This is a genomic window from Comamonas sp. CMM03, assembly GCF_019218715.1.
Classification (GTDB): Bacteria; Pseudomonadota; Gammaproteobacteria; order Burkholderiales; family Burkholderiaceae_C; genus Comamonas; species Comamonas terrigena.
This window is the reverse complement of the sequence record NZ_JAHUXB010000001.1, coordinates 891216-914025: the sequence shown is the minus strand read 5'-3', so window position 1 is coordinate 914025 and position 22810 is coordinate 891216. Positions and strand designations below refer to the sequence as shown.

The 22810-nt window shown below is 64.4% G+C and carries 19 protein-coding genes; 8 read left to right on the top strand and 11 right to left on the bottom strand.

Features of this window, described 5'->3' with window-relative positions:
- The first annotated feature begins 80 nt into the window (after nucleotides 1-80).
- Complete coding sequence (locus KW830_RS04090; protein ID WP_218332224.1) at nucleotides 81-815, top strand: type 1 glutamine amidotransferase domain-containing protein; 735 nt, start codon at nucleotides 81-83, stop codon at nucleotides 813-815.
- Nucleotides 816-870: 55 nt separating this feature from the next.
- Nucleotides 871-2106: an L-dopachrome tautomerase-related protein gene (locus KW830_RS04085; protein WP_218332223.1), complete on the top strand. Its 1236-nt coding sequence runs from the start codon at nucleotides 871-873 to the stop codon at nucleotides 2104-2106.
- An 85-nt stretch (nucleotides 2107-2191) separates the two neighbouring features.
- Here the strand turns inward: KW830_RS04085 and KW830_RS04080 are convergent, their stop codons facing one another.
- From KW830_RS04080 to msrA, 9 genes are all read right to left on the bottom strand, one after another.
- Nucleotides 2192-3619: a CsgG/HfaB family protein gene (locus tag KW830_RS04080; protein ID WP_115594665.1), complete on the bottom strand. Its 1428-nt coding sequence runs from the start codon at nucleotides 3617-3619 to the stop codon at nucleotides 2192-2194.
- A gap of 32 nt (nucleotides 3620-3651) precedes the next feature.
- On the bottom strand, nucleotides 3652-4290 hold the full coding sequence (locus KW830_RS04075; RefSeq protein WP_066531995.1) for a hypothetical protein: 639 nt from the start codon (nucleotides 4288-4290) through the stop codon (nucleotides 3652-3654).
- A gap of 52 nt (nucleotides 4291-4342) precedes the next feature.
- Entirely contained in the window at nucleotides 4343-5482 is a 1140-nt protein-coding gene (locus tag KW830_RS04070) for a hypothetical protein (RefSeq protein WP_218332222.1), read from the bottom strand.
- A complete protein-coding gene (locus KW830_RS04065) occupies nucleotides 5473-6651 on the bottom strand; it encodes a hypothetical protein (RefSeq protein ID WP_255578062.1) in 1179 nt (392 codons plus the stop codon). Before KW830_RS04065 ends, KW830_RS04070 begins: the two co-directional genes overlap by 10 nt.
- A 626-nt stretch (nucleotides 6652-7277) precedes the next feature.
- Nucleotides 7278-9500, bottom strand: coding sequence for a TonB-dependent receptor (locus tag KW830_RS04060; RefSeq protein ID WP_218332221.1), 2223 nt, complete (start codon nucleotides 9498-9500; stop codon nucleotides 7278-7280).
- A 334-nt stretch (nucleotides 9501-9834) separates the two neighbouring features.
- A complete protein-coding gene (locus tag KW830_RS04055) occupies nucleotides 9835-10266 on the bottom strand; it encodes a hypothetical protein (RefSeq protein WP_218332220.1) in 432 nt (143 codons plus the stop codon).
- A 155-nt stretch (nucleotides 10267-10421) separates the two neighbouring features.
- Entirely contained in the window at nucleotides 10422-10601 is a 180-nt protein-coding gene (locus KW830_RS21520) for a hypothetical protein (RefSeq protein ID WP_370510805.1), read from the bottom strand.
- Between the two features lie 205 nt (nucleotides 10602-10806).
- On the bottom strand, nucleotides 10807-11292 hold the full coding sequence (locus tag KW830_RS04045) for a transcriptional repressor (RefSeq protein ID WP_218332219.1): 486 nt from the start codon (nucleotides 11290-11292) through the stop codon (nucleotides 10807-10809).
- 153 nt (nucleotides 11293-11445) lie between these two features.
- Nucleotides 11446-11982 (bottom strand): peptide-methionine (S)-S-oxide reductase MsrA, encoded by a 537-nt coding sequence (gene msrA, locus KW830_RS04040; protein WP_218332218.1) that lies wholly within the window; start codon nucleotides 11980-11982, stop codon nucleotides 11446-11448.
- 159 nt (nucleotides 11983-12141) lie between these two features.
- On the opposite strand from msrA, the gene KW830_RS04035 reads away from it, so the two are divergent.
- The 6 genes from KW830_RS04035 (at nucleotide 12142) to KW830_RS04010 (ending at nucleotide 19795) form a co-directional block, all read left to right on the top strand.
- Nucleotides 12142-12852: a TetR/AcrR family transcriptional regulator gene (locus KW830_RS04035; protein ID WP_066532019.1), complete on the top strand. Its 711-nt coding sequence runs from the start codon at nucleotides 12142-12144 to the stop codon at nucleotides 12850-12852.
- The gene (locus KW830_RS04030; RefSeq protein ID WP_255578060.1) at nucleotides 12849-14102 is read left to right on the top strand and encodes an efflux RND transporter periplasmic adaptor subunit; all 1254 of its coding nucleotides are present in this window, start codon (nucleotides 12849-12851) and stop codon (nucleotides 14100-14102) included. The genes KW830_RS04035 and KW830_RS04030 overlap by 4 nt, the downstream gene beginning before the upstream one ends.
- 9 nt (nucleotides 14103-14111) lie before the next feature.
- Nucleotides 14112-17285: an efflux RND transporter permease subunit gene (locus tag KW830_RS04025; RefSeq protein WP_218332217.1), complete on the top strand. Its 3174-nt coding sequence runs from the start codon at nucleotides 14112-14114 to the stop codon at nucleotides 17283-17285.
- Between the two features lie 47 nt (nucleotides 17286-17332).
- Nucleotides 17333-18022, top strand: coding sequence for a protein-L-isoaspartate O-methyltransferase (locus KW830_RS04020; protein WP_066532033.1), 690 nt, complete (start codon nucleotides 17333-17335; stop codon nucleotides 18020-18022).
- 14 nt (nucleotides 18023-18036) lie between these two features.
- Nucleotides 18037-18378: a rhodanese-like domain-containing protein gene (locus KW830_RS04015; RefSeq protein ID WP_218332216.1), complete on the top strand. Its 342-nt coding sequence runs from the start codon at nucleotides 18037-18039 to the stop codon at nucleotides 18376-18378.
- A gap of 64 nt (nucleotides 18379-18442) precedes the next feature.
- Entirely contained in the window at nucleotides 18443-19795 is a 1353-nt protein-coding gene (locus KW830_RS04010) for a TolC family outer membrane protein (protein WP_218332215.1), read from the top strand.
- A gap of 209 nt (nucleotides 19796-20004) precedes the next feature.
- Here KW830_RS04010 and KW830_RS04005 read toward each other — a convergent pair whose 3' ends face one another.
- Both KW830_RS04005 and KW830_RS04000 read right to left on the bottom strand, forming a co-directional pair.
- Nucleotides 20005-21324, bottom strand: coding sequence for a 3-deoxy-D-manno-octulosonic acid transferase (locus tag KW830_RS04005; protein ID WP_218332214.1), 1320 nt, complete (start codon nucleotides 21322-21324; stop codon nucleotides 20005-20007).
- 48 nt (nucleotides 21325-21372) lie between these two features.
- Complete coding sequence (locus KW830_RS04000) at nucleotides 21373-22761, bottom strand: phosphomannomutase/phosphoglucomutase (RefSeq protein ID WP_218332213.1); 1389 nt, start codon at nucleotides 22759-22761, stop codon at nucleotides 21373-21375.
- Nucleotides 22762-22810 lie beyond the last annotated feature (49 nt).

Here is a 22810-nt window from a genome sequence, read left to right as displayed (position 1 = left end):
CAAATCAATTTCTTGAAAGCCAGTTTATCTCCTTGAAAGCAATCAATACAGTCCATTCCATCGTTCACCAAGGATCTGTCATGCACACCATCCCCGTCCTCACCGCCACTTCCACAGCAGCCAGCCCGGCCTCGTTCGCCGGCCGCCCGGTGCTGTTCGTGTTGACCAGCCACGCCCGCAAAGGCGACTCGGGCGAGCCCACCGGCTTTTACCTGGCCGAAGTCACCCACCCGCTGCAGCAGCTGGAAACGGCAGGCATCCCGGTGGAATTTGCGTCCATCCAGGGTGGAGAGCCACCGGTGGATGGCCTGGATCTGCAGGACAGCACCAACGCCCACGACTGGGCCGATGCGCAGTTCCGCCAAGCCATCCGCACCACCGCACGCCTGGAGGATGTGGACCCCGCGCGCTATGCGGCCATCTTCTTTGCCGGCGGCCATGGAGCGATGTGGGACTTCGCAGACAGCAGCGCCGTCCAACATGTTGCGCGCGCCATCTACGAAGCCGGCGGCGCCGTGGCCGCCGTGTGCCATGGGCCGGCAGCACTGGTCAACGTCACCCGCAGTGATGGCAGCTATCTGGTGGCCGGCAAGCAACTGGCAGCTTTCACCGACAGCGAAGAGCGCGCCGTGCAGCTCGAACAGGTCGTGCCTTTTCTGCTGGCCAGCACGCTGGTGCAGCGTGGTGCCCGGCACCTGCCTGCCGCCGACTGGCAGCCCCAGGTGGTGACCGACGGCAGCCTGGTAACTGGGCAGAACCCGCAGTCGGCCACCCGCGTGGGCCAGGCCCTGCGCGATCTCATACAGGCGCGCTGACCCCATGTCTGCCACCCACTCTCATCCGGCTCCCCCACCGCCCCGAAAGCCTTTCATGCCCCGCCACTCTCGTCTGTCGAGCACTGCCGCCGTGGCCCTGCTGCTCCACGTGTTTTCCATTGCTTCTGTCGTCCACGCCGCGGCACCGGAGCAACCACCGACCGCCACGCTGGAACGCTGGCGCAGCTACAGCGGCGTGACCTGGGAGGCGCCTGCGACTTCCCGCGCAGATGCAGCGCCCGCACCATCGCCCCATTCCGTCGGCGCACCCATTGCCGGCATCCATTTCGACGGCCAGGGCCAGGCCTTTGTCAGCACACCGCGCCTGGTATCGGCCCAGGCACCGGCCACCCTCAGCCGCCTGGACACCCGTATCACCAGCGGCCCGGCGCGTCTCACGGCCTTTCCGTCCATCTCCGCCAATGCCGTGCAGGCCGCGCCACAGCAGGCGCTGCGCAATGTGCTGGGCTTTTATGTGGACCAGCGCAACGGCTGGCTGTGGGCCCTGGACATGGGCTTTGTCGCCGGGGAAGCCCAGGCGCCCGAAGGGGCGCAGAAAGTGCTGGTCATCGACCTGGCCAGTGGCCAGACCGTGCGCCGCATTGCCCTGGATGGCGTGGCCGACCGCAGCGGCAGTTTCTTGAACGACATCGTGGTGGATGAAGCCCGGCGCGTGGCCTATATCTCCGACAGCGGGCTGCGCAGCGCGCCCCAAAACCAGGCCGCGCTGATCGTGGTGGACTTTGCCAGCGGCCAGGCCCGGCGCGTGCTGCACCGCCACCCTGCGCTGCTGCCCGAGCCCGGTGTACAGGTGTTTTCCCATGGCGAAGAAGTCTGGCCCGGCAATCCACTGCAGTTGGGCATCAACGGCATTGCGCTGTCGCCCGACCGAGCCACACTGTACTGGACCGTGACCACCGGCCGCCACGCCTACGCCATTCCCACCGCCGTGCTGCACGACACGGCCGCCACCGATGCGCAGCGCGCCGCACAGATCCAGAACCTGGGCGATGTGGGTGGCAATACCGACGGCATTGCCACCGACGCCCAGGGACTGCTCTACATCACCGATGTGACACGCAACGGTATCGTGCGCTACAACCCGCACCGCCGCAGCATGTCGCTGCTGGCGGCCGACGACGGCATCCGCTGGCCGGATACCGCCACCTTCACGCCGGGTGGCGACCTGCTCTTCACCGCCAGCAATCTGAACCAGCATTTCGCAGGCGCTGTGCAGCCCGGGCAGGAACGCTATGAGCTGTGGCGGCTGAAACTCTCGCCCCACCGTTGAACGCAAACCGCCACAGCGGCTTCTCGATCAGCCTGGCCATAAAAAAAGCGGCGCCCAGCGCCGCTTTTTACACAAGGTGATCACTTCACCATTTATCGTCTTTCTCAGCTGCCGCAGGCGCAGCGCTTGGCTTTACAGGCGGTGCTTTCGCCGGGGCAGACTGTGACTTGGTTGCCGAGGAAGATGCTGCAGCAGGTGCTGCGCTGGCAGAAACAACAGCTTGCTTGAGTTCATTGCGCACCTGCAAACCACCTTCCGGAATGCCATCCAGATCGGTACGCATATTCTCCAAATGCCCATAGGAGAGGTTTGGAGTCACACGATCAATGACCAACTCGCAGCAAGGCGACTCCATGCGTCCCAGACTTTGGCCGGTTTGCGGGTCTTTCATTTCCTTGCCTATTGCGGCCATCGCGTAGCGAGATCCTTCGCGGATGGATTGCCCGCCTTGGCTCAATACGACGTTGGTGCCGTCGCGTGCCACCACCATGACGGGGAAAGTCCGCTGCAAAATGGAGCCGACTATGGCGTTTGCGGCTTCATCGGTCATGTCTGCAAGCATCTTGTCGCCATCCACGCCGGTTCCCAAGGTGGTTGCCGCACGGTCTGGCGCAGCACCCCGCAGCGAGTCGGAGACAGTGACCTGGCGTGTGGCCACATTCACCATCTTCTGCGACAAGGACCAACCGCCCGAATAGCTCACCAACTCACGGTCGCTGGTGCGCAACTGGCGAGCGTGGCGGTTGTAGGCAAAGGTGTTGACACGGGCACTCCATACCAGATCAGCACTGGCAGCCTGGGACAGCTTCGCCAGTTCGGCGCTGGGCGCTTGTCCGCTCGCAATCATGTCCAGCTCTTGCTCGATTTCGGGGCTGAACTCACGGTCCAGCACCGCAAAGCGGCCTGTCTGCATCAAAGCATCACTGACGCGCTGGCGCAATGCGGCCGCCACCTGGGCCGATGGCACGGAACGATCCCCCATCGCCAGATGCTGCTGGCCAAATGTCACGGGACCGATCACCACCTTCAGCTTCTGCATGTCTGCAGAAGGCTTGAATTTGGCGATGCTGGCCTCGATCGTCGCCTTGTAGAGTTTGGGAGGCAGCAACGATGGCTCTTCCAGACTGACCACCTTCAGGTTCTGGATCACGCCGCCTGATTTTTGCTGAACCAGTTCGGCAAATGCATTTGCGCGCAGCGAAGCACTGTCCTGGTTCAGACTGACATCCAGGCCATATTTGGCCGTGACACTCTCTGTTTGTACAACGGCACCGTTGACTTGCAGCAAAGCCATCTTCATGGCCTCAGCCATTGCTTCGCCCGCCGTTTTGCCAAGACCCGTGGCCGTGGTACTCACACTCTCGAGTTTGCCTACATCAGGAACAGCAGGGGCAACCGAGCTGCTGGCGGGGGTGTTGGCAGAGGCCGCTGTGGCATTTGTCTCTTCAGACTTGGGGCCACAGCCGGCCACCACCATCAGGGCCGACAAGGCCCCGATGAGGTAGTAACGCATAGCTGCTTTCTTCGGGTTCCGTCGTCAGTCAATCACAGCAGGCTAGTGGCTTCTGCCGGCACCTCAATGCCATTGCTCTTGGCAAAGTCCACCGCGTTCTTCAGCGCTTTCAAGACCTCGGTCGTCGAAGTGGGGAACTTAGTCACCACGTAGCTGGCAGCGCCCAGCGAAGGCAGCTGGGTCAGAGGAGCACTCTTGAGGCCATCGCCCATGGCAGAGACATCCTTGCCCAGACCGGTGTAGCGCACCACACCCTTGGCCAGGCTCAACAGGCCCTGGGTATAAGTGGCCTTGGCTGCTGCATCCAGTGCAGGCTTTTCCGCCAGCTTGGCAGCGATGGCACCGCCGGTATCTCCCACGGCTGTGGCTGCCTTGGAAGCAGCATCCTTGTCAAAGGTCGAGCCAGACGACAGCTGTTGCGCAACGGCTTCGGCATCGGCGGCGGTGGCCTTCAGGCCCAGAGCTTCGCCCATCTTGGAGTTGGCTTTGAGCACATCCACGTTGGCTGCCACGAAATTCTTCACCAGAGTGGTTTGCTGGCCACCCAGGTCAGCAGCCGGGGCGCTGGACTTGCTGCCGCCGAAGCTGGGAATATTGAATTGTGCCGAGGCGGTGTAAGGGGTGGCCATGCCTGCGCACACCACAGCAATAGCAGTCAAGATCTTCTTCATTGCAATCTATCTCCTGAATCAAGAATCAAACAAAAATCGGGGAAAACAGAAATCAGCGCACACCCAGATTGGTGAGCTGACTGGTCAGTTCGCGCGCTGCATTGTTGGCAGCAAGCTTGAGGGCGTTGTTGCGGGCTTCGTCCTCTGTAGGGCCCACACCGGCGTACTGCACGGGGCCCACAGAAGCCAGGGTGTCGGGAATGGTCTGGCTGATATCCAGCAACTTGGCGTTGACGGTGACCGCCACACGCATCAAACCGGTGTTGCCGTCGGTGTCGGCAAGTCCAACATCCAACGTACCCAGTGCCACATAGGGAATCTGTGCGGCACGCATGCCACTGACCAGCGATGCCAAAGTGGCAGGCTTCAGATCCATGCCGGACTTGTAGTCGTTTTCCACGGTGGCCACTTTGAACTTGCCGTCCGTATATGGCTCCACCATGGCTGCTTCAGACACCTTGAATCCCGCACGGGTGAAGTTGGAGGTGAAAACCTGCGTCAAATTGGCACTGGGCAACAAACGGAAGGTCGATTCGCTGGCGCGCCGCGTCGTGCTACCGCCCGTTTCGATCGACGCTGAACGCTGAAGAGAGCCGTTCACGGAAGTCGATGTGGACGCATTGGTCTGGATCTGGCCGCGACCAAAGGACTCCCCTTCCGAGCCCTTTTCGGAAACCTGGACGTTGCCCTTCACATCGGCCTTCTGGTCTACACGCTTGTACACACGGTCGTCAAAGCTGCGGGTACTGTCCACCTGACGGGACACAAACATGAACGCCAGTGGCGACCGCGCTGCAGTGCCACCTTTGACCACGGCCGAATTCGATTTCACTGCATTGCGCAGGTTCGCCACGTTGAGCGCCACGCGCACGGCAACCGTATATTGTTTCTTGTCCTTGTTTTCTTCTTCTGCCAACACCGTCGTGTCGAGAATGTAGCGATCTGGCGCAGCCAGAATTTTGTCGCGAATCGCATCGAAGTTCTCGGCCTCGGACTGACCCGCTTCCGCGTAATAGAACTCCACCGCTTTCAGCTGTGCTGCCGAAGTGGCACGCGCTTTATCGTCTGCAGACGCCGACCACCCTTGGTAGCTCACGGTGGCTTTCCCCTTGGCCTGCTGAACCTGGGCCCAGGAACTTCCAGCAAACAAGGCAATAGATGACCAGACCAATAATTTTTTGATTACTTGCATAAATTCATCAACTTGATAGTTTTCTCGATTTGGCTGTCAATATCAGAGGCGGAAGCAGCCGTCTTTATCCATGGATTGCTTTTCCCGGCAATGGCTTCCGAAAGCTTGACAAACATTCCATTGGCAGAATCATAGTACGCGGGGAAATCGTCGACATAGGTTTGCGAAGCCGGTACCACTTTGGTTTCACCATTCTTCAACGAAGTCTGCAAGTACACGGCACCGGAAACTGGCTCATGGATCCGAATATCAGCGTACGTGCCATAGACGTAGGAAGTTCCGCCAGCACTTTGGCTGAATTTTATTTTCTTGACGTTTTTAAAATCAACTTCGATTTCGTAATCCGGCTTCGGTAGCGTGAGATTGAAAACTTCTCCGTCCATGACTTGCATGGACATCACATTCCCTACGGCATAGCCTTTGGTATATGGAACCATGGGCACTCCCACACGGGTGGAAATGGCCTCTGACACCAAATCAGCAGCCCAGGTTTCCTTGGCTCCGGGTGTCGACTTCAAGTAATCAGGCAGAACTGCGGCCATTTCGGCAGAGAGGCTGGCGCGGCTCACCTGCACATAGCGGCTCACTTGCTCTGGCAGTGTGGCGCCAGCCATTGCGCTGGCGTAACGGCCATAGATACCGGGCTTGTTGTCACTGCCCTCATAAACCAAACGCACGCGTTCCAGAATTTCCTGAGGACTGGGGTCGTGCTGGAAGTTGTCTACATAACCAAAGCTGATTGGATATGCGCGCACCACATTCATCGACTTGAAGTCGAAGAACAAGGCCTGACCACGCAGCAGAATGAAAAGCTTGCGAATATTTCCAAAATGCTCCACCGAAACAGTTTCGGAGCTCATGACCAAAGAGGCGACCAGCGCTTGATCACTTCCCTTCAAATCACCAACAGGCTGGGTGGATAAATTGAAATTCTTTGGCTTATTCACTGCAACGTACTCATACGTTCTTTTGAACAAGCTGCTTTTCGCCGCCTTCAATTGCTTGTCGTATTGCAACGAATAGGGAAACCGCTGCGTCAAACCTGCAGCCTCCCCAGCAAAAGCAACCCCTGCAAAAGCGACATCTTTTGTTTGGCCGATGGAGCTTTGCACCATGACCACCAATCCAAGTGCTACTCCCCAGCACTTGAACATCTTCAAAGCTTCCATTGATACCCCGCACTTATTTTTAGCCGCGAAGTATACATGCCCAGCTTCTCTCATACCCAATTTGGTGCAAGGAGCACGGCACCAAAAAAAAGAATCCACAAAAAATTCACATGTTTGTTAGCATTTACACTCGTTTAAATGATTGGTGAAATTGGACAAAAAATAAATTGAATTTATTCGCATAAATTGTCGCCTCCAAATCGCCTCACGACACAACACAGCGAAACTTTCCGCCGCGCTGATTCAGAAGCAGAGCGATGTCGGCGTTCATACCCACAGCATTGCCACCAGCTCCTTGCGCAGGTGCTCCACATGATCGAAGCGACATCAACAACATCATTCGATACGGCCTGCACCGCTGCAGCGCAGCTCTGCAGACGACCAACGATGGCGATCAGGTCTTCACCGCCAGCAATATGAACCCGCATTTCGCTGTTGCCGTGCAGCCCGGGCAGGAGCACTACGAACGGTGGCGCTTGCGCCTGCCAAAGGCACTGCCTGCAGGCCCCGGAACGCCACGAATACGGCCAGCCGCACCACGGCCCGGGCGCGCAGGCTGGTTCGCCACACTCACCACTCGTGACCACGGCCGCCGGCATGTGTGGCGGCCGTGGTCAGAAACAGGCTCAGAAGTCCATCTTCACGCCCAGGGTGATGTTGCGCCCCATCAGCGGCGCTGCGTCCTTGATGAAGCTGGTGTGCGCATAGGCCAGGCGGTTGGTCAGGTTGCGCCCCTGCACGAACAGCTCCAGCGGCTGGCCCTGGGGCGTGCGCAAGGTGTAGCTGATGCCCGCATGCAGCAGGCCGTAGCCCGGTGTGGGCGACTCCAGCGGCGCCACGCGCGACTGGCGGGCCGCCTGCACCCACTCCACATTGCCCTTCCAGTCTTGCCAGCTGGCATGCAGCTGGGCTCCCAGGCGGGCCGGCGGAATGCGCGGCAGGCGGGTGCCATCGGCCCGTTCGGCCCGCATGGCATCACCCCACAGACGCAGCGCCCAGGTGGCATTGAAGCGGTGGCGCAACTCGGCCTCCAGTCCGGTGAAGCGCGCATCCGCCTGGCTGTATTCCAGCAGCTGAAAGCCGTCGTGCACGTCCAGCGTGCGGCCGTAGATATAGCCATCCACTTGATGGCGGTACAGGCTCACGCCCCAGGTGGTGTCACCCGCCGTCTTGCGCAGGCCCAGATCCCAGGCGCGGGAATTTTCCCGGCCCAGCTGGCTGTTGCCGCGTTCGTAGGCGTTGGTGGCCAGGTGCACGCCGTCCGAAAACAGCTCCTCGGCCGTCGGCATGCGGCTGGCATGGGTGTAGCTCAGGCTGGCTTGCCAGCCGGGCTGGAAACGCCATACCGTACCCAGCGAGGCAGAGCTTCCGCTGTGCTCGCGCTCCTCCCCCGTTTCCAGTGCGCGGATGCGCTGGCGGTCGTGGCGCAGCGCGCCCTGCAGCGTCCAGTCGCCCACCTGGTAGCGCTCCAGCCAGAACATGCCCCAGCTGCGCGTGTCCGTGGGCTGGACCGTGGCCTCTTCCCCTTCGGTGCTGAAGCGGCGCTGGGCACTTTGCACCCCGAACACGCCACTCAAACCGGCCAGGCCAGGAATGGGCTGGTGCTCCACTTCCAGCCGCAGATCGTGGGCACGGTTGCGGAACTTGGTGGCAACTTCGCCTTCATCCAGCTCTTCGTGTCCATAGCGCGTCTGGCTGGCCGTCAACCGCACAGCAGCAATGCCGGCCACAGGATTGCGCCAGGCTCCGCGCAGGTCCCAGCGGTTGCTGCGCATATCCACCGTGGGAATGTCGGCCCCATCGCCGTGGTCATGGTCATGATCGTGGTCGTCGTGGCAATGCAGATGGTCGCCGTGTGCATGGCAGTCCACATGCTCGTGGCCGGGCAAGCCATAACGTGCCTCCTGGCGTGTGTAGGCCAGGCCCAGATAACCCTCGCTACCCACCCAACTCAGGCCCACGCTGCCGGTTTCGCCCTTGGAGAAACTGCCTCCCACGCGCGAACCACCGTCCCAACCGCGGCCCACACGGTATTCCTGGGCGTTGCGGCCCATGCCTTCCACATGCACCACCAGCGGACCCTGTCCACCAGTCAGCGCGAACGCACCGGTCTTGCCGCGGTCGGCCGAGCTGTAACGTGCCTGGGCGCTGCCCTGCACACCATTTTCCGGCACCGCCGTGGGAATCTTGCTGTCCAGCACATTCACCACCCCGCCCACGGCACCGCCGTAAAGCAAGGCGGACGGGCCGCGCAACACCTCGATCTGCTCGGCCAGCATGGAGTCGGCCATGACCGCATGGTCGGGACTGACGTTGGAAGCGTCCTGCACCGCACTGCCGCCACTGAGCACCTGCACGCGCGGTCCATCCATGCCGCGGATCACCGGTCGGCTGGCACCTGCGCCGAAATGCGTGGACTGCACGCCAGGCTCGCTGGCCAGGGTCTCACCCAATGTGGCGCTGCGGCGTGCCTCCAGGGCCTCGCCTTCCAGCACCTGGACTGGTGACGCCAGCGCTGATTGCTCCAGGGACCATGCACTCGATCGAATTTCGACTTCATGTAATGTAGATTCAATGCCAGATGCCGGCTTCGCTGCCACTGCATCGGCACCCTGTGCTGCCACGGTGGTGGGAGCAGGAGTCACTGCGCCAGCTTCTGCGAATGGCGTCTGCGCATGCGCGGCTGCGGTGCCTATCGCCAGGCACCAGCAGGCAAAGGCCACGCCGCGCAGACGGCTGCGCCCTGCTCCACGCGGTGCCTTCCAGGCGGGCTCGGCGCCATCGGGTACCGTGGTGGATGAATTGGCCCGGGATTGGGCCGGATGGGTCGATGCACTCAAAACGTTCATGGAGGAACTTTCCCTCTGCACTCCCCTGCTGCAGCGGCGCACAGCACCGTATGGGCTGCATGCGCAGACCGGCTGACCGCCGCAGTGGGAGCTTGCGCCGCCCTCCTCAGGCAGCGCTTTTCATATGGTCAGCAGTCCCATGCGCACTGAGTGCGCACAAGCTGCTCTGCTCTTGAACGGTTCTGATCCAGACGATAGGCCGGTGCGGCATGCGCGCTGCGCCATCAGCGGGCGCAAGGGGACCGCAGCCTTCCTGGGGTGCGGGACATGCGCCACAACACACCACCCACAGCAGGGACAGGCGTTGCGGATGCCTCCAGACGCACCAATCGGATCAGAAACCAGGGGGCAGGTGCATCCCGGGCGGCCCCCTGGCCAGCGGCGCCCACCAGCGCTGCTGCGCCAGGGCATGCACTGGCGCAGCCAGAGAAACCGCCGTAGCCCAGCATGCGGGCAGCCAGGAAAGAGAGGCAAGCGGCGCCTGACCATGCGCCAACTGGTCCAGCGCCTGGCAGTCCAGGCTGCCATGGTGACCGAACAGCGCCTGCACGGTGTGGCCCACCCCACCCGGGGATACCGCAGGCAGTGATGGTGCGGTCGTGGCAACGGCAGGCGCCAGGCCAGCACCAGGGATGTGCACCACCTGGTGCATCCGCGCCACCAGCGGTGCCAGGCACAACGCCAGCAGCAGCCATACTGCCAGCCAGCGGCGCAGTGACAGCGCTGCCGTGGTGCCGCCCGCGGAATGCATGGCCCGCTGGCGCATCACACTTCCTCCCGCCTGGGCTGGCGCACGGACGGAGCCCAGTGCTGATGCACCCACGCGTGCGGACCCGCAGCCCCCTTTGACAGGGAGCACGGGCATCCGGCTCGGTAGGCAAGCATGCAGTGCATCACGCAGCGTTCATTCCACCCGCAGGCTCAATGGCTGTGGCGCATGCCGCAGTTCTTGCCCAGGGCCAGGCCTTTGCAGGCCAGCTGCAACTGCTTCTGGCACTGGTCTTCGCCTTTGCCTGCTTCCAGGCATTGGGCGGCCTGGGCATGGGCACGTGCCATGGACTGGTGGCGTTCGATGTCCTCGCGCGTGTGTGCATCCAGCACCGGCTGGCCCGTGGTCGGCTTGGGCGCGGCTTCGGCCGTTACCGGCACAGGCTGTGGCGTGCGGGCGGTCGGCTGGGCCTGAACACCCACCGCCACCGTGCCGATGAGGGAAAAAACTGCGGCACAGGCCAGAAGACGGAATTGCATGGAGCTTCTTTCGGAAGAGAGGGTGGATGCCAGCGCAATGCCAGCCATGGAGCTGGACTCAGGCCGCACTGCACGGTGTACACAGGCCTTGCAGCTGCACTGCCTGCAACTGCCCCACTGCGGCCCGCTCCAGCGCGGCCGCCAGGGCCTGTACCGATGCCTGCATCGCAGGCGCGGCGTTGTCCACGGGAAGGTCCTGCGCGCAACGCAGGCAATGAAACTGTACCGGCGCGCGCGGTGCTACAGGCGCCGGCGCAGCGCTGGCCTGGGCCCGCGCTGCATCACTGCGCCATTGGAAACGGGTGATGCGGTCATCCTCCACCCGGCGCTGCAGCAGCCCGGCCTGGGTCAGCCGGTCCAGTGCGCGAAACACGGTCACCCGGTTGACGGCCACCCCCAGGCGGGCCAGCGCAGCCTCCACCTCGGCGGCCGACAGGCGGCTGGCAGCCTGGCTGCGCAGCAGCGCCACCAGCGCACGCGTGGCACGGGTGGCCCGCATGCCGGGCGGCAACGACAATTCCACGGAAGAAGCTGGGCGGGGCATGGGCACACTCAAGGCACACTGCAATTGCAGCGGGATTGCAATATTAACGCAATTCAATTGCAATACAGCGCATCACTACCGGATTTCTGCCTTCGCCTCCCGCCAAATCCTCTCCTGATGCTGCCCACTGCCAGTGGGTACGTCGAAGCCGTCTCAGTCAGGCTTCACGTAGCGGCCGAAGGTGGCCAGCAACTTGTGCACCTTGGGTGCCACCACATAGGCGCAATAGCCCTGCTGTGGATTGCGGGCGAAATAATCCTGGTGGTAGGCCTCGGCCGGCCACCAACTGCGCAGCGGCGCCACTTCCGTCACCACCGGCGCCCCGAAAGTCTTGTCCTGCCCGAATTCGCGCAGCAGATCCTGCACCACCTGCTCCTGCGCCGGCGTGGTCACATACACGCCGCTGCGGTACTGCGTGCCAACATCATTGCCCTGGCGGTTGAGTGTGGTCGGATCGTGCGTGCCAAAAAAGATCTCCAGCACCTGGCGCAGACCGATCACCTGCGGGTCGAACACCAGCTTGACGGCCTCGGCATGGCCCGTCGTGCCCTCGCACACCTGCTCGTACCGTGGATGGTCCACATGGCCGTTGGCGTAGCCGCTTTCCACATCGATCACGCCCTGCACGCGGTCGAACACGGCCTCGGTGCACCAGAAACAGCCGCCTGCCAGATAAATGGTTTCAGTCATGCCGCTGTTGTACACCAGCCTCAGCCGGCCGCCAGGCCTTGCCCTGCATCAAGTACGGATTTGCCGGCCGCCACCACCGCCACGGCAGTGTTTGACAGCGGTGCGCTGCCTTGGCTACATTAATGACCAATCAGTCATTAACTGGATCCCTACCCACCCATGCCCGACAGCAGCACCGACGCCCCACGCCGCAGCCGCCGCAAAGAAGCGCGTCCGGGTGAACTGCTGGAAGCGGCGCTGTCCCTGTTTCTGGAAAAAGGCTATGCCGCCACCCGCGTGGAGGCCGTGGCCGCCCGCGCTGGCGTGTCCAAGGGCACGCTGTTTCTGTACTTTCCCAGCAAGGAAGAACTGTTCAAGGCCGTGGTGCGCCACAGCATCAGCGGCTGCTACGCCGACTGGCAGCTGGAGCTGGACCGCTACCAGGGCAGCAGCGCCGCCCTGCTGGCCCGGGCATTCGAAGTCTGGTGGCAGCAGATCGCCAGCACCCAGGCCGGCGGCATCTGCCGCCTGATGTGGGCCGAGGCGGCACATTTTCCGGAACTGGCCGCGTTCTACCGCCACGAAGTAGATGAACCCGGCCACGCGATGCTCGAACGTATCCTGCAGCGCGGCATGGACAGCGGCGAATTTCGCCCCATGCCACTGGGTGAAGCCTTGTACCTGGTGCTGACGCCGATGACCTTTGTAATGCTGTGGCAACCCACCGGCACCCTGTGCCTGCCGATGGACCATGGGCTCACGCCGCACAGCTATCTGCTATCGCAATTTCGCAACTGCCTGCGCGGCCTGCTGCGCGAGCCGGTGGATGCAGACACCCTGCCCCTGCCCCAGCTGCATCCCACGCTACCCCTCCACACCACAGACATATGAGCTTGCTGCGCAGATCCTGGTTGCTTGGGGGCCTGATCGCCCTGGTCGTTCTGGCCCTGGGCTTCAGCGCCTGGCGGGCTGTGGTGGCCAAACGCCAGCAGCAGCAAGCCCTGCAGGCGCAGCAGCAAGCGCCCGCCGCCGTGCTGCAGGCCGGCGCAGCGGACTGGACCACGCTGCAGGTGCGCACACTGCCGCTGCAGGTCCCCGTCAGCGGCAGCCTGTCTGCGGTGGACAGCGCCCTGATCAAGAGCCGTGTGGCCGGTGCACTGCAGGACTTTACGCTGCGCGAGGGTGACAGCGTGCGCAAAGGCCAGGTGATTGCCCGCATCGATGCCACCGACAGCGAAGCCCGCTACCGCCAGGCCCGGCTCCAGGCCGATGCCGCCCAGGCGCAGGAAGCCATCCAGCTGCGCCAGCACCAGAACAACCAGGCGCTGGTGGACCGGCAGTTCATCTCGCCCACCGCCCTGGCCACCTCCGAAGCCAGCCTGCAGGCCGCCCGCGCCAACACGGCCGCAGCCCGCGCCGCAGCCGATGCCGCGCGCAAGACGCTGGACGACACCGTGCTGCGCAGCCCCATCGACGGTCAGATTGCCCACCGCTTTGCCCAGGACGGCGAACGTGTGAACGTGGAAGCCCAGGTCGCCGAGGTGGTGAACCTGTCCGCGCTGGAACTACAGGCTCCGCTGCCCCCCCAGGACTCGCTGCGGGTGCAGGTCGGCCAGACGGCCCTGCTGACGGTGGAAGGCGCCAGCACGCCAGTCACCGCCCGGGTGGTGCGCATCAGCCCCAGCGCCCAGAGCGGCAGCCGTGCCGTGCCGGTCTTCCTGCGCGTGCAGCCCGTGGCGGGCTTGCAGCTGCGCTCCGGCCTGTTTGTGCAGGGGCTGATCGCCACCGGCACGGTACAGACCCTGGCCCTGCCACTGGATGCCGTGCGCAACGACCAGCCCCAGCCCTACATCCAGACCGTGGTGAACGGCGCCGTCGCACACCAGACCGTGCAGCTGGGCGCCCAGGCCCTGCCGGAAGGGACCGACAGCACCGCGCTGTGGGTGGCCGTCCAGGGCGCCAGCGCAGGCAGTGCCGTGCTGCGCGGCAGCATGGGGCCTTTGCCGGTGGGCACCCGCGTCCAGCTGCTGCAGCAGGGCGCGGCCGGTGCGCCCATCGCCCCCGGTACACCCGGTGCGCCTGCAGCAGCCTCGGCCCCGGCTGCAGCCCCCTCCACCGCAACGACTGCGCCCGCACGCTGAAAGCCCGCCATGTGGTTCACCCGCGTCAGCCTGCGCAACCCGGTCTTCGCCACCATGGTGATGCTGGCATTTGTGGTGCTGGGACTGTTCTCCTACCAGCGGCTCGCGGTGGACCAGTTCCCGGACATTGACTTCCCGGTCGTAGTGGTCACGGTGGAATACCCCGGCGCTTCGCCCGAGATCGTCGAAACTGAAGTCACCCGCAAGATCGAGGAAGGCGTCAACACCATTGCCGGCATCAGTTCGCTCACCTCGCGCAGCTACCAGGGCCGCTCGGTGGTGATCGTCGAATTCCAGCTGTACGTGGACGGGCGCCGTGCCGCCGAAGATGTGCGCGAGAAAGTGGCCTCCGTGCGCCCCACATTGCGCGACGAGGTCAAGGAACCGCGCGTGCTGCGCTTCGACCCGGCCGACGCCGCCGTCTGGACACTGGCCGTCCTGCCCGATGGCCCCCAGCCTCCCTCTCCCGTGCAACTGACCACCTGGGCTGACCAGGTGCTGAAAAAACGCCTGGAAAACGTGCGCGGCGTGGGCGCCGTCAACCTGGTAGGCGCCACCAAGCGCGAAATCAATATCTACCTGGACCCGGCGGCACTGGACGCCTATGGCATCACCCCGTCCCAGGTGGTGTCTGCCGTGCGCAGCGAAAACCAGGACCTGCCGGTGGGCGCCATCCGCTCGCTGCAGCAGGAACGGGTGGTGCAGATCGACGCCCGCATGCGCAATCCCCAGGACTTTGCCGACCTGATCATCACCCGCAAGAACGGCGCCGCCATCCGCCTGGGCCAGGTGGCGCGCGTGAACGATGGCGCGCAGGAGCTGGAATCGCTGGCGCTCTACAACGGCCAGCGCACCCTGCTGCTCTCGGTACAGAAAGCACAGGAAGAAAACACCATTGCCGTGGTCAAGGGCCTGGACGCGGCCGTGCTGGCCATCCAGGCCGAGCTGCCGCCCGGCTTTCGCCTGGAAAAAGTCAGCGATTCGGCCCGCCCCATCCAGGTGGCCGTGGACAACGTGCGCCAGACCCTGATCGAAGGCGCCTTGCTGACGGTGCTGATCGTCTTCCTGTTCCTCAATTCCTGGCGCTCCACCGTCATCACCGGGCTGACGCTGCCGATTGCGCTGATCGGCACCTTCTTCTTCATGCACGCCTTCGGTTTCACCATCAACATGATCACGCTGATGGCGTTGTCACTGTGCGTGGGCCTGCTGATCGACGACGCCATCGTGGTGCGCGAAAACATCGTGCGCCATGTGCAGATGGGCAAGACCCCATTCCAGGCCGCGCTGGACGGCACCCAGGAGATCGGTCTGGCCGTGCTGGCCACCACCCTGTCCATCGTGGCCGTCTTCCTCCCCATCGGCTTCATGGAAGGCATCATCGGCAAGTTCTTCCACGAATTCGGCATCACCATCGTCGCAGCGGTGCTGATTTCGATGTTTGTCAGCTTCACGCTGGACCCCATGCTCTCCAGCATCTGGCACGACCCCAGCATCCACAGCGCCGGCCAGGGGCCGGACAAAAGCCTGTATGGCCGCACGCTGGGCCTTGTCACCCATGGCTTTGAGCGCGCCACCGAAGAGCTGGCCCTGCTCTACCAGCGCATCCTGGCTTGGTCGCTCGCCCACAAGCTGTGGACACTGCTGCTGGCCCTGGGCATTTTCATCGGCTCCATCCTGCTGCTGCCGCTGCTGGGCACGGAATTCGTGCCCAAGGCAGACTTTTCGGAAACCACGGTCAAGTTCAGCACCCCCCAGGGCACCTCCCTGGAAGCCACCGAGGCCCGCGCCCACCAGGTGGAGCAGGCCATCCGCGCCCTGCCCGAAGTGCGCTACACCGTCACCACCATCAACAGCGGCAATGCCCCCAGCAAGAGCGACGCCACCATCTACATCCGGCTGGTGGACCGCAAGCAGCGCAGCCGCAATGTGGAAGACATGGGCCGGACGCTGCGCCAGACGCTGCAGCAGATTCCAGGCATCACCGTCACCCATGTGGGCCTGCTGGACCCGGTGGGCGGGCAAAAGCAGATTGAGTTTTCCATCATGGGTGCCGATCTGACCGAGCTGGACCGGCTGAACCAGCAGCTGCTGCCCCAGCTGCGGCAGATTCCCGGTCTGGTGGATCTGGACAGCAGCCTCAAACCCGACCGCCCCATGGTGGACATCCAGGTGCGGCGCGATGCGGCGTCCGACCTGGGCCTGTCCGTGGGCAGCCTGGCCACCGCACTGCGCGTGCTGGTGGCCGGCGAAACCGTGGGCAACTGGCGCGCCACCAACGACGAGACCTACGACGTCAACGTCCGCATGGCACCCGATGCCCGCAGCCAGCCCAGCGACCTGGCGCGCCTGCCGTTTGCCCTGGCAGGCACCGACGGCGGCACCCAGATCGTGCGCCTGAACCAGGTGGCACAGCTGGTGGACTCCACCGGTCCGGGGCAGATCAACCGGCGCGGGCTGGCGCGCGAGGTGCAATTCACCGCCAACGTGGCGCTGCGCTCGGCAGGGGAAGTCTCGGGCGACATCCGCCGCCTGATGGGCAGCGCCGCCCTCCCGCCCGGCTACCGCTGGGAATTTGCCGGCTCCACCAAGAACATGAACGAATCCTTTGCCTATGCCCTGTCGGCACTGGCACTGGCCATCATCTTCATCTACATGATCCTGGCCAGCCAGTTCAAGAGCTTTGTGCAGCCGCTGGCGTTGATGACCTCGCTGCCGCTGACGCTGATCGGCGTGGCCCTGGCACTGCTGATGTTCCGCTCCGCCATGTCCATGTTCTCCATCATCGGCGTGGTGATGCTGATGGGCCTGGTCACCAAGAACGCCATTTTGCTGGTGGACTTTGCCATCCGCGCACGCGCCCCCCATACGGGAGAGGACGGCCAGCCCCACCCCGGCATGCCGCGCGAGCAGGCCCTGCTCACAGCCGCCCGCGTGCGCCTGCGCCCCATTCTGATGACCACGCTGGCCATGGTGTTCGGCATGGTCCCGCTGGCTTTTGCCCTGTCCGAAGGCTCGGAACAGCGCGCCCCCATGGGCCAGGCGGTGATCGGCGGGGTCATCACCTCCTCGCTGCTGACGCTGGTCGTGGTGCCGGTGATGTACTGCTACATGGACGATCTGGCGAACTGGGTGCGCCGCAAGCTGGGCAATGCCCCGGCAAACCCGGCCCAGGAACCTTAGAATCGAAGATTTTGCGATATAGCCATCCCTTGTGGAGGAGACCCCCGATGACATTGCCCTATAACCGCCCGGTTGATACCTCTGACGCCAACGCTACGGCCCGCTTCCACATGGTCCAGCAACAGATCCGCCCCTGGGTGGTGCAGGATGTGCGTGTGATCGAAGCCCTGGAAACCGTGCGCCGCGAAGACTTCGTGCCGCCGGCCTCGTACGAACTGGCCTTCATGGACGTGGAAATCCCCCTGGGCGTGGCCGGTCAGACCATGCTGTCGCCCAAGGTCGACGCCCGCATGGCCAACGACCTGGCCATCCAGGCCCACGAACGCGTGCTGGAAATCGGCACCGGTTCCGGCTACAGCGCCGCCCTGCTGGGCAAGCTGGCCAAGGAAGTGGTGACCCTGGAAATCAACCCCGAGCTGGCCGAAATGGCCCGCGAGAACCTGGAATCCGCCGGAGCCACCAACGTCACCGTGCGCGTGGCCGACGGCTCCAAGGACCTGCTGGCCGAAGGCCCGTTCGACGTGATCGTGCTCAGTGGCTCGGTGGAAGTGCTGCCCGAAGCCCTGCTGGACCACCTGAAAGACGGCGGCCGCCTGGGCGCCATCGTGGGCCAATCGCCCATGATGCGCTTCACCATCGTCAAGCGCCACGGCAACGAGCGCATCACCACCGAACCCTGGGACATGGTCGCTCCCCGTCTGTCCGGCTTTGCCACGGCAGAACGCTTCGTGTTCTGAGAAGAGTCAGACCCATGTTCACCCGCGTCTCTCCCACGCAACTGAACGACTGGCTGGCCCAGCACCCCGGGGATCCACTTCCCCTGGTGCTGGATGTGCGCGAACCCTGGGAATTCCAGACCGCGCACGTCACCGCCGAAGGTTTTGAGCTGCTGAACCTGCCCATGGGGCAGATTCCGTCGCAACTGGCCGCGCTGGATCCCGAGCGTCCCACCGCCTGCCTGTGCCACCACGGCATGCGCAGCATGCAGGTAGCGATGTTCCTGGCGCAGCACGATTTCGGGCAGGTGGCCAACATCGAAGGCGGCATCGACGCCTGGTCCCTGCAGCGCGACCCCAGCGTACCGCGCTACTGACAGACTGCCTGCCACCCGACCTGTTCGCCTTTTCCTGTCCCCCTGCCCCATCCTGAGGAGCTCCATGGTTCGCAATTTCCGGCACTCTCTGACGCACTGCGCGACCTTGGCAACCCTGCTGACGATGGGGCTGGCCGCGGCCCCTGCCGGTGCCCAAAGCCTGGTGGAAATGGTGGAACTGGCCCAGGGCTTTGATGCGCCCTGGCTGTCCAGCCGCGCCGCACTGGATGCGGCCGAACACAAGGGCGCCCAGGCCAAGTCCGGCCTGCTGCCCAGCGTGGGCGCCCAGGCCGGCGCCAACTACACCCGCACTGAGCTGCACCCCAACATTCCCGGCGTGCTGGGCAGTGCACACCAGCAAAGTGCGGCCATCCAGGCCAGCCAGCCGCTGTACCGCCCGGCCAACACCATCGCCTACCGCCAGGGTCAGCGCAATGTGGAACTGGCCCGTGCCCAGCTGGATGCCGCCACGCAGGACCTGCTGGTGCGCGTCAGTCAGGGCTACTTCGACGTGCTGGCCGCCCAGGACACGCTGACCACGGTGCAGGCCCAGAAACGCGCCGTGCGCGAGCAACTGGAATTCGCCCAGCGCAATTTCGACATCGGCGCCGCCACCATCACCGACCAGCGCGAAGCCCAGGCCCGCCACGATCTGGTGGAAGCCCAGGAAATCGCCGCCACCAACGACCTGCAGGTCAAGCGCCTGGCGCTGGAGCAGCTGGTGGGCAAAAGCCCGCTGCAGCCCCGCCCCCTGGCCCAGCCGGTGCAGCTGCCCGCCGTGCAGCCAGCCACGGTGGCGCCCTGGGTAGAGCAGGCCGAAAACGACCAGCCCCTGGTACGCCAGGCCCGCCTGGCCCTGGATATGGCCGAGCTGGAAACCCGCAAGGCCGAAACCGGCCACCTGCCCACCGTCGATCTGCAAGCCAGCTACGGCGTGCAGCGCAACCCGGATGGCACAACCACCATCCCCATCAAGAACCGCATCCACCAGGGCCAGGTGGGCGTGACGCTGAACATGCCGCTGTTCGCCGGCTTTGCCGTGCAAAACCGCGTCAAGGAAACCCTGTCGCTGGAAGAAAAAGCCCGCGCAGACCTGGACAACGCCCGCCGCCAGAGTGCCCAGGCCGCGCGCCAGGCGTTCTATGGCGTGCAATCGGGCACCGGCCAGGTCAAGGCGCTGGAAGCGGCCGTCGCCTCCAGCCAAAGCGCGCTGGAAGCCAACCAGCTCGGCTACCAGGTGGGGGTGCGCATCAATGTGGACGTGCTCAACGCCCAAAGCCAGCTCTACCAGGCCCAACGCGACCTGGCCCAGGCGCGCTACAACGTGCTGGTCGGCCAGCTCAAGCTGCGCCAGGCCGCAGGCCAGCTGCAGATGCAGGACATCCACGGCCTGAACCAGCTGATCGCCCGGCCCTGAAGACCGCAGCGGCCATAGCCGGGGCGGCCCCTGCCCCGCTGTGGTACTGGTGGCCTCCCATGCTTGTGTAAATCCAGCATCCGCCCTGCCTGTGGGTATGCCGCGTGGTTCACCACGCTAACGCAGCCTGTCAACAACGCCTTCTCGATGCGACAGTCACCCCATTAGAGAAGGCTGTGCACCGGGCTGCAGCGACTCCGTGTACACCTTCAGCCCGGCACGCCCTGGGGCCAGGCCAGCGCCAGCACGGCCTGTGCCGTGGCCTGGGCAGCGCCGCGGTGGGTGGAGGCAAAGGCCAGGGCCTGCTGCTGCATGGCCGCCAGCTGCGTGCCGTTCTGCACCAGCGCCGTGGCCTGCTGCACGGCCGCCGCCATATCTTCGACCCGTAGTGCCGCGCCGGCATTGCAGGCCTGCTCCGCCGCTTCGGCAAAGTTGAAGGTGTGCGGCCCCAGGAGCATGGGGCAGCCGCAGGCCGCCGCTTCGATCAGATTCTGACCGCCCAGGCGCTCAAAGCTCCCCCCCAGCAGACCGGCATGGGCCAGGGCGTAGTACAACGGCATCTCTCCCATGCTGTCACCCAGCCAGACATCGGCAGCGGCGGGGGACTGCGTGGCCGCCTCACCGGTCCAGCGGCTGCGGCGCGACACCGTCAGTCCTGCCTGCGCTATCAATTGCTGCACTTCGTCAAAGCGCTGGGGGTGGCGCGGCACGATCAGCCACTGCACCGGCATCCGTGCACCCTGCCCTTCGGCACGCAGGCGCTGCACGGCAGCCAGCCACAGCGCCTCTTCACCTTCGCGGCTGCTGGCCAGCAACAGCACCGGCCGTTCGCTGGCCGCGCGCCAGACATGGCCCTGCGCCAGTTGCTGGGCATCCGGCACGGTATCGAACTTCACGTTGCCAAACACCCCGCTGACCTGCACGCCCAGCTGGCGCAGGCGTGCGGCATCGTCCTCGGTCTGGGCCCAGATGGCGGCCAGTGACCGGTAGGCCGGCTGCGACAGCGCGGCCCAGCGCTGGGCGCCGGCCAGGGATTTGGCATTGAGCCGCGCATTGGCCAGGGCCACCGGCACGCCGGCTTCGCGGCAGGCAGCCAGCAGGTTCGGCCAGATCTCGGTTTCCATCAGCACCCCGGCCACCGGCTGGAACTGCCGTACAAAACGGCGCGTGGCGCCCAGGCTGTCCCAGGGCTGCCAGACCTGGATGTCGCCAGGTCGCAGCAGTTTTTTCCCTTCCGCCCGGCCGGTGGCCGTGCCATGCGTGAGCAGCAGCTTCAAGCCCGGGTGCTGGTCCCGCAGCGCCTGCAACAGAATGGCGGCAGCGCGGGTCTCCCCCAGAGAGACGGCATGCACCCACAGCCACTGGCCCAGGCCTTCGGCCCCCAGATCGGCCGGTTGGTAGTGGCCGAAGCGTTCGGGAATGGCCTCGGCATAGCCGGGTTCCTGCTGGGCGCGGCGGCGCAGCTTGCGGCGCAGCAAAGGCTGGGCCGCCCAGGTCAGGGCAGCGTACAGGGAGCGAACCAGGGTCACGGGCGGCTTTGGACGTTCAGAGACAGGACTGCGGGCACACAGCCGCCCTCAGTGGGCCGACGCGCCCAGCTGGGCATCGGGCTTGACGCGGCGCAGCAGCGCCAGCATCTCGCCTTCGATGCGGTGCAGCGCCTCCTGCGTCTGGCCTTCAAAGCGCAGCACCAGCACGGGGGTGGTGTTGCTGGCACGGATCAGGCCGAAACCATCCGGCCAGTCCACACGCAGGCCGTCGATGGTGCTGATCACCGCCGGGGCGCTGAAGGCGCTGGAAGCCAGCTGCTGCAGCTCGGCGGACAGACGGTGCGGTTCGCCCTCCTCACAGGCCACATTCAGTTCGGGGGTCGAGAAGCTGGTGGGCAGCGCATTCAGCACCGCGCTGGGGTCGGCGCTCTTGCTCAGGATCTCCAGCAGGCGTGCACCGGCGTAGGTGCCATCGTCAAAGCCGTACCAGCGCTCCTTGAAGAAAATATGGCCGCTCATCTCGCCGCCCAGGGGCGAGTCCACTTCCTTCATGCGGGCCTTGACCAGGGAGTGGCCGGTCTTCCACATCAGGGGTTCGCCGCCGGCCGCGCGGATGGCGGGCGCCAGGCGCTGCGAGCATTTCACGTCGAACAGAATCGTCCCGCCGGGCACGCGCGAGAGCACATCCTGCGCAAACAGCATCATCTGGCGGTCGGGGAAAATGGTCTGCCCGTCCTTGGTGACAATGCCCAGGCGGTCGCCGTCGCCGTCAAAGGCCAGGCCCAGTTCCGCATCGGTGTCGCGCAGCGCCTGCACCACATCGCGCAGGTTCTCGGGTTTGCTGGGGTCGGGATGGTGGTTGGGGAAATCGCCGTCCACTTCCGAGAACAGCTCCACCACCTCGCAGCCCAGCGCGCGGAAGATACCCGGGGCCGAAGCGCCGGCAATGCCGTTGCCGCTGTCCACCACCACTTTCATGGTGCGCGCCAGCTTGGCATCGCCTACGATGCGGGCGCTGTAATCGGCCAGCACATCCACATGGCGAATGCTGCCGCCAGGCTGCAGCTGCCAGGATTCGGCTTCCATGGTCCGGTGCAGGGCCTGGATCTCTTCACCGTAGATGGCACGGCCAGCCAGCACCATCTTGAAGCCATTGTAATCCTTGGGATTGTGGCTGCCGGTGACCTGGATGCCGCTTTCGCACAGCGTGGCTGCCGCAAAGTACAGCATGGGCGTGGTGCACATGCCGATATCGATCACGTGCAGACCGACATCCACCAGCCCTGCCATCAGCGCACCACTGAGCGCGGGACCGGACAGACGACCGTCACGGCCCACCGCCACGGTCTTCTGCCCCTCAGCCAGCGCGGCCATGCCGAAGGCACGGCCCAGCGCGCGGGCCACTTCCTCGTTCAGGGTACTGGGGACGATGCCCCGGATGTCATAGGCTTTGAAAATCGAAGGTGCTGCGTGCACGGTGGCGTCCTTGTATTTCGGTGCAATGTGTCCCGCCCTGTCGGCGGGC